The sequence below is a fragment of the Arthrobacter sp. CAL618 genome, from assembly GCF_000468215.1.
GTDB lineage: Bacteria > Actinomycetota > Actinomycetes > Actinomycetales > Micrococcaceae > Arthrobacter_D.
The window spans coordinates 1-9879 of record NZ_ASZW01000057.1 but is presented as its reverse complement, the minus strand read 5'-3'; the positions used below and the strand labels follow the sequence as shown (position 1 = coordinate 9879).

Sequence of the window (9879 nt, the reverse complement as noted above, 5' to 3'; positions counted from 1 at the left end):
GCTGATCAGGTCCGCCGCGGCCGCTTCCTCCGCCATGTAGAGCGGGTTCTCGTACCGCATGTCAATGACGCCGGTGCCGATCTCGATACGGCTGGTGCGGGCGGCGACGGCGGCGAGCAGCGGAAACGGCGAAGCGTGCTGCCGGGCAAAATGGTGCACCCTGAACGATGCCCCCATCAATGCCGATCTCCTCCGCGGCCACCGCCAGGTCGATGGCCTGCAGCAGCGCCTCACCTCCGGTGCGGGTTCGCGATCCCTGCGCGGAGGACCAGTTACCAAAGGATAGAAAACCTATTCGCTTCATACCCGGATCAACCCGTTGCGGTCCCGACGCATTCCCGCTGCTCGTCCAGAGGGATCGCCCCGACCGAGCGACTAGATGATGTTTCGACCGGCCTTCCGGGATTCAGACCAGTCCTTGAAGAAGCCACGGCAGACGGTCCAGAGGACCCCTGCAACGATGACCGGCCAGATCAGCACATACACGGTGAGAAGGATTGTTTCCATGGTGATCTCCTACTTTCGGGCGGACAGCGTGGCGCCGTCCAGGTCGTCGTCAGGGGTGTTGCTGGCGTCGTCGGCCACGGGGTCATAGTCGCCGATGCGCTGTTTGATCAGGGCGAAGTCGAAGTCCTGTTTGCTCCTGACGGACATCAGATAGCAGACGATGGTGCTCACGGCGTAGGCCACCAGCGAACCGGTGAGGACCGTGTAATCGTGCAGGAACCCGATGACGAAGGGGGCCGAGGCAAGCGCGGCGACGGCGCCAGCGATTTTTGCTGGTTTCAGGCCGAAGAAGCCAAACACCATCAGGCCCAGGACAATGCCAATTCCGGCAGCCGACAGGATGTCGAACAGGATCCCGGTGACGCCGTCCATCGAGAACCAGGAGAACCTGACGGGGATGAAGACGGCCAAGGCCACGACCACCGACGTCGTAAACGCCCTGTTGGTCACCTTGTTCCAGTAGAAGCTGGCGATGACCGGGAACACGAGGGCCCCCCACAGGGCTCCCACGAAGACCAGCAGGTCGAGGATGTCCATTTGTTGACTGGCGAAGATCAAGGCCGCGGCAGTCGCCACGATCATGGTGATCCGGCCGACCAGCAGCATGGTTTTGGGGTTGGGTTTCGTCGCAATGTTCTTGCCGTAAACGTCGGCCATCATGATCGAGGACAGTGCGGACAAGTCCGAATCGGCGGTGGAGGACAGCGCGCCGAGGATCATCACAAAGAACAGGCTCAGCAGTACGGGGCCCAGGTAGGTGGATGCCATCTGCGGGATCAGGTTGTTGACGTCGCCGCCGGTGGGGCTGATACCCAGGTACAGGGCCATCACCCCGATCATGCCGATGCCGATCACGGTGGCACCGTAACCAACTGTCGCGGTGACGAAGGTCTTCTTGATCAGGTCCTCGCGGACAGCGAACAGCCGCTGCGCGATGGTCTGGTTGCCGATGGCGTAGGCCAGCACAGCAGCGATATAGGGAGCACCCTGGTTCAGGAACGCGTCACTCGAGAAGAAGTTGGACTGCTCGGGGGTCAGGTTACCGGCCCCCTGGGTGAACATGCCGGGACCTCCGGCAGCGAAGAACACCACCGGGATGATGATCGCGACGGCGCCCAGCATGGCGACCACCTGCGCAAAGTCGGTCAGTACCGAGGCGCGGAAGCCGGACCACAGCGTGTACATGAGGACGCCGACGGCGACGGCGAGTACACCCTGCCCGAAGCTGAAGGGGGAGAGCAATGCTACGAGGGCGCCTCCGGCAATAAAGTTGGAGGTCAGGCTGATCACGCTGCCAACGATGTTGGAGCCGGCGAGCATCAACTGGCTGGACCGGCCGTGGCGGGCGTGCATCACCTCGGCCAGAGTGTGGGCTTTCGGCGCTACTGCGCGGATGCGTTTCCCGAAAGGGTAGATGAACAGGATCATCAGGGCACCCCACAGCCCGTAGTGGATTGGCCCGGAGATGCCGTAGGTGTAGCCCGAGGTGGCGGATGCGTACATTGAAGCCGCCCAGATCCAGGTGGCAGTCATGCTCGCAGCGGAGATACCGAAACCCACCTTGTTGCCGGCGGTCATGTAGCCGTCGGCGTTCTCCTTCTTTTTACCAATGTAGGCGGACACCAGCAGGGTGCCACCGTAGAGGAGTACAAGAAGCAGAATCACCATCCATCCACTTAGTTGATACAACTCAGCATCGTTAGGCACTGTGATCCCTTCGTCACGACGAGCAACGCTTGCAACTCGACATCGTCATCACGCTGGCCTCCTGTGGGCCGTCCCCTCCGCAAGCGTTCCAGGCGCGGAGACCGAGCCCCGAATGAGGGCGCAAGCGCGTCAATCCCGTAGAAAATTACCTGAGGCAATCAAACAGAGCGCATAGCTATGTCTTTCGGCGGCGCGCGGCCAACCGATTCGTGGGTGTTTTGTACCCATACGGGGGCAGGTGCTCTGCAATCTTCGCCGCTGATCAATCCCAATAATGGGGGAACGGTTACTCGCGGGCAGGCGTCCTGCAACGCAGTCAGGCTAGCATGCTTCCGGCGGAGGGGACCTTTGGGCAAGTAGTGGCGCCGGGCAGTGACGATGGCGAGGTGGCCGTCGTCGACGGCGCGGACGACGGCCACTCGGGGGTCCGCTGAAACCAGTAATCCTCGGATGATGCCTGATAGAGCAGTATCATCCGAGGATTGTTGAAGGGTTAGGTGGTAGGGGGTGAGCCTCCCGAGCCTGGCTCTTAGCCGCGGTCGGTGTAGCGGCCCTCTGAATGTTCCTGAATGGACCGGTTTGATGAGGTTACGTAGGTGCCGCGGACCTGGACCGTCCCGNCCCGCCGCTACGGGTAGTGACGTAGGTTCCCTCGGCTGGGGTGCCGGAGGTCGGCGTCGTCACGTAGCGCCCACCGAGCAGGGGCATCGGGCGGGCGGGGGTGACTGCTGCCCGATGGGCGGCGGCCGGGCGTGTGGTGGTGGTGCGGTTCATCAATGACATGGTGAAGCTCCTATTTTTGGGCGCGGCGAAATTGCCGAACGGTTCAGCGTTGAAGTGGTGATTTTGGGCAGAACTGATCACGGAATGCCGCGTCAGCGGGCCGTGAGAATGAGAAGTGGCTTAGCCGGTTTCGGGTGAGCCGTTGGTCTGGCAAGTGCGACACAGGCCGTTGAAAGTGACCTCGGCCGAGTAAATGGTGAAACCTGAATCATCGGAGGGGGTGAGGCATGGTGCCTCGCCGATCACGCAGTCAACATCCTGCACCAACCCGCAGCCAACGCATGACAGATGGTGATGGTTGTCGCCCACCCTGCACTCGAACAGGGCGGGAGAATTGGGCGGGTCGAATCGTCTGACCAATCCGGCACCGGTGAACGACGCCAGAATCCCGTAGATAGTTTGGGCCGATATTTTGCTCAGGCTCTTTCGTGCTTCATTAAAAACCTGATCAGCACTTGAATGGGGTGCGCTCTGGAGAATCTCCAACACCGCCACTCGAGGCGCAGTCACCTTCAGTCCCGACTCGCTGATAATGGCCCGAAGAGCATCGGGTTGGGTCTGCGAGGCGGTACCTTGTGGCATACCTCTACTGTACGGAGTTGTTTTGATTAGGTCAAAACAACTCCGCGGTAGCCTTGGACAATGACTGAACGTTACCGGTACGACGTCGAGGTGCTGCACCTGCTCGTCTCACCGGCCCACGCCTACTTTGGCCGCGCCCGCGACGGTGCCGCCGACGTGCCCACGACCGACGCCGACCGGGTAGCCCTGGTAGCCGGGAAGGGAATCGTCGGGGACCGGTTCTTCGGCAAGGCCGCACACATGGACGCCGCGGTGACGGTGATGGCGGTGGAAGCGCTCGAGGATATTGCCAGTGGCCTGGCCGCTGAACCTTTTGATCCGTTGCTGGCCCGGCGGAACGTGATTCTGCGGGGTGCCCAACTGCATCCGCTGCTGGGTCTGGAGTTTGAGCTGGAGTCCGCCGGCGACGTCGTGCGGTTGAAAGCCGGACGGCCCGCGCATCCATGCGTGTGGATGGATCGTATGCTGGCGCCGGGAGCCCACGCGGCGATGCGCGGCCGAGGCGGAGTGCGCTGTCAGGTGCTGGCGGACGGGGCGCTGCACCGCGGTCCGGCGGTACTGGTGAGCCCGGTTTTACTGGAACCGGACCGCGCTGGGGAGGCCACGATCCGGCGTCCTTCACGGTTGCCCTGATCGTTTCACGCCACCGCTGAGGAATACGTCGCCGTCCACTGGCGTTGGGTGAGGGGGACCAAATTTTTCCGCAACCAATTCTGCAGGAGCTTATCTATGCCTACGACCGTCAACGCTTACGCCGCGCCATCCGAGTCCGAGGACCTCATCGCCACCACCATCGAGCGCCGCGACGTCGGCCCCGACGATGTGCTGATCGACATCAAGTTCGCAGGAATCTGCCACTCCGACATCCACACCGTCCGCGGTGACTGGGGACCCCAGACCTACCCGTTGGCGCCAGGACACGAGATCGCCGGGATCGTCACCGAGGTCGGCTCCAACGTCACCAAGCACTCCGTCGGCGACCGCGTGGGCGTCGGCTGCATGGTCAACTCCTGCGGCGAGTGCAAGAACTGTGAAGCCGGCGAGGAGCAGTACTGCCTCAAGGGCAACACCGGCACCTACGGCGCCAAGGACCGCGACGGCTCCATCACCCAGGGTGGCTACTCCACCCACATTGTCGTCACCGAGGACTTCGTTATCCGGATTCCCGAAGGTATCGACCTCGACGTCGCCGCACCGCTCCTGTGCGCTGGCATCACCACGTTCTCGCCTCTGAAACGCTGGGGCGCCGGACCAGGCAAGAAGGTTGCAATCGTAGGCCTGGGCGGACTCGGCCACATGGCCGTGAAGCTGGCCGCAGCGATGGGCGCCGAGGTAACGGTGCTTTCGCAGTCACTGAAGAAGCAGGAAGACGGGCTGCGTCTGGGGGCCAAGCACTACTACGCCACCAGTGACGAGAACACCTTCTCCGACCTCGCCGGCTCCTTCGACCTGATCATCAACACGGTGAGTGCCACCCTCCCCATCAGTGACTACCTGGGTCTGCTGGCTCTCGACGGCGCGCTCGTCAACGTTGGAGCGCCGGCCGAGCCGCTGCCCGTCAACGCATTCGCCCTGATCGGTGGCCGCCGTTCGTTCGCCGGCTCCCTGATCGGTGGCATCCGGGAAACCCAGGAAATGCTGGACTTCTGCGCCGAGCACCACCTGGGCGCCGAGGTGGAGGTCATCTCCGCAGACAAGATCAACGAAGCCTACGAGCGCGTCCTCGCCTCGGACGTCCGCTACCGCTTCGTCATCGACACCTCAACGCTGAACTAGCGTTTCGCGTTAGTGAACCCCCGGCAGGAGCTACTCCTGCCGGGGGTTCTCGCGTTAAACTCGGGGCTATGACTGCGCACCTGAACATCACCGACGATCCCGCCGCCGACAGGTTGCTCTCCGAGGAGCCTCTAGCCCTGCTGATCGGGATGCTGCTGGACCAGCAGGTGGCGATGGAAACGGCTTTCGCTGGCCCGGCCAAGATCAAGGACCGGCTGGGCGCGTTCAACGCGGAGACGATCGCCCACAAGGATCCCGACGAATTCGTTGAACTCTGCCGCACGCCGCCCGCCGTGCACCGCTACCCGGGGAACATGGCCGCGCGAATCCAGACGCTGTGCGCCACTTTGCTCGACGACTGGGATGGCGACGCGTCCCAAATCTGGAGGAGGGACAACCCCGACGGTGCCGAGGTCTATAAGCGGCTCAAGGCACTGCCCGGTTTTGGGGAACAGAAGGCCCGAATCTTCCTTGCACTGTTGGGCAAGCAATACGGGTACGACGGCGACGGCTGGCGTGAGAGCGCGGGCGCGTACGGCGAGGAGGGCAGTTACCGCTCAGTCGCCGACATCGTGGACCCCGAATCCCTCACGAAGGTGCGTGAAACCAAGCGTGCGGCGAAGGCAGCGGCGAAGGAGGCGAAGGCCTAGCCGTGGTTTCCGGTGCAAAGTAGCCTCCCTCCTCTTCCGCCGCGCGAGTGGCGGCGTCAAGAGTCTCGTCGCGGTGAGCAATCCAGACAAAGGGGGTCTACCCGGAGATCGGTGAGGGAAAAGTTGCCCACCGCTGCCTGAATTGCCCACCGGACCGGGCAAGCCGTGCGGAACTCGTTAGGCAAAGCCGTGTTCCCGAACGGGCGATTGTAGGAGTCCTGAAACCGGGTATTCCTTTTGGGAGGGGACCGAAGCGAGGAGCCGCGCAGGATTGCCACAGGATCAACGAAATAAGCCGACTTTGTTTCAAGTCGCGGTTACACTGAAATAGGAATCGGAATTGTGAAGAATAACGATTATTTGGCAAATCGGACGCTTTGGCGCACGCCGTGATCTCTTCCATCCGTTTCGAACGAAAGAAGGCTCTCATGGGATTCAGCCATTCCCGTTGACCACTTCCGTCCTGCAGGCTCACAAGCGACTACCCTGTATCCGCAACGCGGCTTGGTAGATAGCGAAGCCCTTCTAGGCAATACTCTGTGGCCTGAGATATCCCGGTCGCTGAACCTTAGACTCCGGTCGAATGACCAGGAAAGCGAATCGCCCCCATGCTCGATCCAGTACCAAGCACCAATAGCCATTCATCAATCGACGAAACCCCCACCGGCCTGACCGATGAAGAGTTGGCGTCTGATCACAGCAGTTCTTACACACGGGCGCTCGCCGAAGTGCGAAGCTGTGTCCTTGAACAGGCCAGAAATCCTGCACAGGCAAAGGTTAGCTTCGATTATTTGATGACCCATGATTCGCTCACCGGATTGCTCAATCGGGGTGGATTTCTGGCGGAGCTTCAGCTCTGCCTTGCAAAGCGGGCCGGCAGGAAACAGCGCCGAGGACTATTGATCGTGGACCTGGATTTCTTCCGGACGGTCAATGTCGGTCTGGGGATCGCTGCTGGGGATGAGACTCTGAGTATCGTCGCGCAGCGGATCCGTGCCGCGGTGCATCCATCTGCAGTCGTCGCTCGGTTGTCGGGTGTCGAATTTGCGGTACTGGCTGACTTCGCCGACGCCGGGGAGGCGCAGTCGGTGGCCGCCGAGCTATTGGAGGCCCTGAGCGCGCCGATGGCGGTTGGCGGGACCAGCATTGAAATCACGGTCAGTATTGGCGTTTCGATGGCCAGCGAAACTGACAACCCTGACCGGCTGGTGGGTCGGGCTGCCGCGGCACTGCACCAGGCCAAGAAGCGGGGCCGTAACCGCTGCGAGGTGGAGTGCAGCATGCACAGCGATCCCGACGACGGCCAGCTGAATCGCCGCGGTGAACTGCGCCGTGCCATCGAGGACGGAGAGTTATGCCTCTTCTTCCAGCCCCAGATTGACCTCGTCAGCGGCCAGATGAACGGATTCGAGGCACTGGTGCGCTGGGATCACCCCGATAAGGGCCTGCTGGCACCTTCAGCTTTCATCGACTTCGCCGAAGAATCCGGGCTTATCCTGCCGCTCGGAGCCTGGGTGATCAACGCTGCCGTCGCGCAACAGGCCACATGGCACCGCTCTGCGGCGGGACGGCCCCCAGTACGAATGTCAGTCAATATCTCAGCCATCCAGCTCAGCGATCCCCGCCTCGAAGAAATGGTCACTGAAGCGCTTGAACGCCATGGTGTTGCTCCGGGGCTCCTGACCCTGGAAATCACCGAAACGGCGCTCACCGCGGATCCAGTTGCCGCGCTGCGGACCCTCGAAATTCTCAAGGCCCTGGGCGTCAGGTTGGCAATCGACGATTTTGGTACTGGCCATTCCAGCCTCACCTATCTCAAGCGCTTTCCGATCGACGAACTGAAAATCGACCGCTCCTTCATTGCCGGGCTCACTACCGACAGCAAGGACCACGCGATTGTTGCGTCCTGCATCCAGCTCGCCCACGCCACGAACCTGATCGCCGTCGCCGAAGGCGTTGAAATGCCAGCCCAGCTACACGCGCTGACCGAGCTGGACTGCGACCTCGCGCAGGGCTACTTCTACACCCGCCCCATGTCGGCGGAGGACCTCGAACCGTGGTTCATTCCGCGGCCCGATAATATGCGCCTGGGAGAACCCCAACTGGTTGGTCAGTAGCGTTGCAGGTTGACCTTGAAAGTCTCGCCGTTGACCGGAGCTGACGTGTGCTCGTGCACAATTTTCCAGTCACCATCGCGGCGCCCCAGAACCCAGGTCAGGCGGTTCTGCATGGAGTCCTGTTCGACGTCGTCGGGCCCAATGTCGCGGTAGGTGATGATGGCGTGCACGGTTGCCAGGTCCTCGGTAACCAGAGTCTGAACGTCATCGAAGTCCACCCTGACGCGCTCATCCCCCACCGAAGCGAACCACCCGGCCACTGATTCCCGCCACGGGTCTGCACCCTGGTGGCTCCACACGTCCCATAAGTCGAAAACCCGGACGTCGTCGTCGTACAGGGCCAGCAGGGCATCAACATCCTTCCCGAATACGGCTGCAGCATACTGTTCGAGAACCTGAGTGATCGACTCTTCATCCATGAAGGCGATCCTCGCATGCCCGACCGATGAACGGAACGGGTACGCGCAAGTCATTTATGACGACCGGTAACGGCCAGGTTTTGACCCAACAAATTTTCTGCCTTAGCGTGATCTCCAGAATCAAGAGTGTCAACCAACGGCCCTGGCCGGTTGACCAGCAACCCTCTCCCGTAGCGGGGTGCTCCAGGTGAAGATTCGGCCGCCGGAACAAGTCCCCGGACGGCAAGTACGGCGTATCCAGAATTGACCCCGCCGAGGGGTCGTCGTGGATACCGCCCGCCATCTTGAAGCGAGCCAGCATGTAACCCCGAGGAAACTCCCCGAATGTCGCTGCAGTTATCGCAGCACTTCACTCCTGCCTATCTGCCTGTCCAGTGGTAACGCCTGGCCCGTGTTATCGGCCGACCGGACCCCACTGACGTACCCCGTTCAAAGGAAAAACCCCCATGAAATCCCGCACCCTTCTCACTATCGCCGTTGCCCCATTCCTCGCCCTCACTGTGGCATGTGGTGGTTCGGGCGAGTCCGGTTCCGGAAATGAAAGCATCAAGCTCGGCGTCGTCGGCGCCAGCGACCCGGAATGGGGCCTGCTCACCGAGGCCGCTGCCGAGGAAGGCATCGAGCTGGAGGTCATCGACTTCGCCGAATACACCCAGCCCAACCCCGCGCTAAGCGAAAGTGAACTGGACCTCAACCAGTTCCAGCACCTGGTGTACCTGGCCCGCTACAACGTATCCAGCGGAGAGGAGCTGGCCCCGATCGGCTCCACGGCCATCTACCCGCTGGGCCTGTACTCAACCCAGTACGGGTCGGTGGAGGAGATCCCCGAAGGATCGACGGTTGCTGTCCCCAACGACGAGAGCAACCTCGCCCGCGGGCTGCTGGTCCTTCAGTCCGCCGGTCTGGTGGTGCTCGACGACGGCGGCAGCGCCTTCTCGACGATCGACGACATTGATGAGGACGCGTCCAAGGTCACCGTCACCACGCTCGAAGCGTCGCTGACCCCCACCTCGCTGCCCGACGTCGCCGCCGCCATCATCAATAACGACTTTGTCCAGGACGCTGGCCTGAACTTCGAGGACGCCATTGCCCAGGACGATCCGACCGATCCTGCCGCCGTCGCGTACGTGAACGTGTTCGCCGCCCGCGCCGGCGAAGAGGGCAACGAGACGTACCAGAAGCTGATCAGCATCTACCAGGAAAACCAGGAGGTGCAGGACGCCGTCCAGGAGACCTCCGGCGGGACCGCCGAGTTCCTTCAGGTCACCCCCGATGAGCTGCAGACCACCCTCGACACCGTCGAGGAAGACACCCGCGCCCAAGGCTAACCAGCCCTCC

The 9879-nt window shown here is 62.0% G+C and carries 9 protein-coding genes, 1 pseudogene and 1 riboswitch; of the genes and pseudogenes, 5 read left to right on the top strand and 5 right to left on the bottom strand.

The genetic code is table 11. From position 1 onward, the window contains the following. The 4 genes and pseudogenes from K728_RS20415 to K728_RS0103605 all read right to left on the bottom strand — a co-directional run. Positions 1-304, bottom strand: a pseudogene (locus K728_RS20415) (LLM class flavin-dependent oxidoreductase); the annotation flags it as partial. 71 nt (positions 305-375) lie between these two features. Next, positions 376-507: a putative transporter small subunit gene (locus K728_RS21770; protein WP_019484161.1), complete on the bottom strand. Its 132-nt coding sequence runs from the start codon at positions 505-507 to the stop codon at positions 376-378. Positions 508-516: 9 nt separating this feature from the next. Continuing rightward, complete coding sequence (locus K728_RS0103620) at positions 517-2175, bottom strand: sodium:solute symporter family protein (protein ID WP_019484162.1); 1659 nt, start codon at positions 2173-2175, stop codon at positions 517-519. Positions 2176-3117: 942 nt separating this feature from the next. Next, positions 3118-3579, bottom strand: a complete 462-nt coding sequence (locus K728_RS0103605) for a Fur family transcriptional regulator (RefSeq protein ID WP_024475884.1) — start codon at positions 3577-3579, stop codon at positions 3118-3120. Positions 3580-3639: 60 nt separating this feature from the next. Between K728_RS0103605 and K728_RS0103600 the strand changes: the two genes are divergently transcribed. The 4 genes from K728_RS0103600 (at position 3640) to K728_RS0103585 (ending at position 8122) form a co-directional block, all read left to right on the top strand. After that, positions 3640-4212, top strand: a complete 573-nt coding sequence (locus K728_RS0103600; protein WP_019484165.1) for an MOSC domain-containing protein — start codon at positions 3640-3642, stop codon at positions 4210-4212. Between the two features lie 96 nt (positions 4213-4308). Then, positions 4309-5355, top strand: coding sequence for an NAD(P)-dependent alcohol dehydrogenase (locus tag K728_RS0103595; RefSeq protein ID WP_019484166.1), 1047 nt, complete (start codon positions 4309-4311; stop codon positions 5353-5355). Positions 5356-5423: 68 nt separating this feature from the next. Continuing rightward, entirely contained in the window at positions 5424-6005 is a 582-nt protein-coding gene (locus K728_RS0103590; protein ID WP_019484167.1) for an HhH-GPD-type base excision DNA repair protein, read from the top strand. Positions 6006-6613: 608 nt separating this feature from the next. Further along, positions 6614-8122, top strand: a complete 1509-nt coding sequence (locus K728_RS0103585) for a putative bifunctional diguanylate cyclase/phosphodiesterase (RefSeq protein ID WP_019484168.1) — start codon at positions 6614-6616, stop codon at positions 8120-8122. Here the strand turns inward: K728_RS0103585 and K728_RS0103580 are convergent. Beyond that, positions 8116-8541 carry a YybH family protein gene (locus K728_RS0103580; protein WP_019484169.1) on the bottom strand — a complete coding sequence of 142 codons (426 nt, stop codon included), beginning with the start codon at positions 8539-8541 and terminating at the stop codon, positions 8116-8118. The genes K728_RS0103585 and K728_RS0103580 overlap by 7 nt on opposite strands. A gap of 118 nt (positions 8542-8659) precedes the next feature. After that, positions 8660-8776: riboswitch (SAM riboswitch) on the top strand. 211 nt (positions 8777-8987) lie between these two features. On the opposite strand from K728_RS0103580, the gene K728_RS0103570 reads away from it, so the two are divergent. Next, a complete protein-coding gene (locus K728_RS0103570) occupies positions 8988-9869 on the top strand; it encodes a MetQ/NlpA family ABC transporter substrate-binding protein (RefSeq protein ID WP_019484171.1) in 882 nt (293 codons plus the stop codon). Positions 9870-9879 lie beyond the last annotated feature (10 nt).

Excerpts from the sequence above, each read along its gene's own strand:
- K728_RS21770 (WP_019484161.1), bottom strand. The coding sequence starts at position 507 with ATGGAAACAATCCTTCTCACCGTGTATGTGCTGATCTGGCCGGTCATC.
- K728_RS0103620 (WP_019484162.1), bottom strand. The coding sequence starts at position 2,175 with ATGGTGATTCTGCTTCTTGTACTCCTCTACGGTGGCACCCTGCTGGTG.
- K728_RS0103605 (WP_024475884.1), bottom strand. The coding sequence starts at position 3,579 with ATGCCACAAGGTACCGCCTCGCAGACCCAACCCGATGCTCTTCGGGCC.
- K728_RS0103600 (WP_019484165.1), top strand. The coding sequence starts at position 3,640 with ATGACTGAACGTTACCGGTACGACGTCGAGGTGCTGCACCTGCTCGTC.
- K728_RS0103595 (WP_019484166.1), top strand. The coding sequence starts at position 4,309 with ATGCCTACGACCGTCAACGCTTACGCCGCGCCATCCGAGTCCGAGGAC.
- K728_RS0103590 (WP_019484167.1), top strand. The coding sequence starts at position 5,424 with ATGACTGCGCACCTGAACATCACCGACGATCCCGCCGCCGACAGGTTG.
- K728_RS0103585 (WP_019484168.1), top strand. The coding sequence starts at position 6,614 with ATGCTCGATCCAGTACCAAGCACCAATAGCCATTCATCAATCGACGAA.
- K728_RS0103580 (WP_019484169.1), bottom strand. The coding sequence starts at position 8,541 with ATGGATGAAGAGTCGATCACTCAGGTTCTCGAACAGTATGCTGCAGCC.
- K728_RS0103570 (WP_019484171.1), top strand. The coding sequence starts at position 8,988 with ATGAAATCCCGCACCCTTCTCACTATCGCCGTTGCCCCATTCCTCGCC.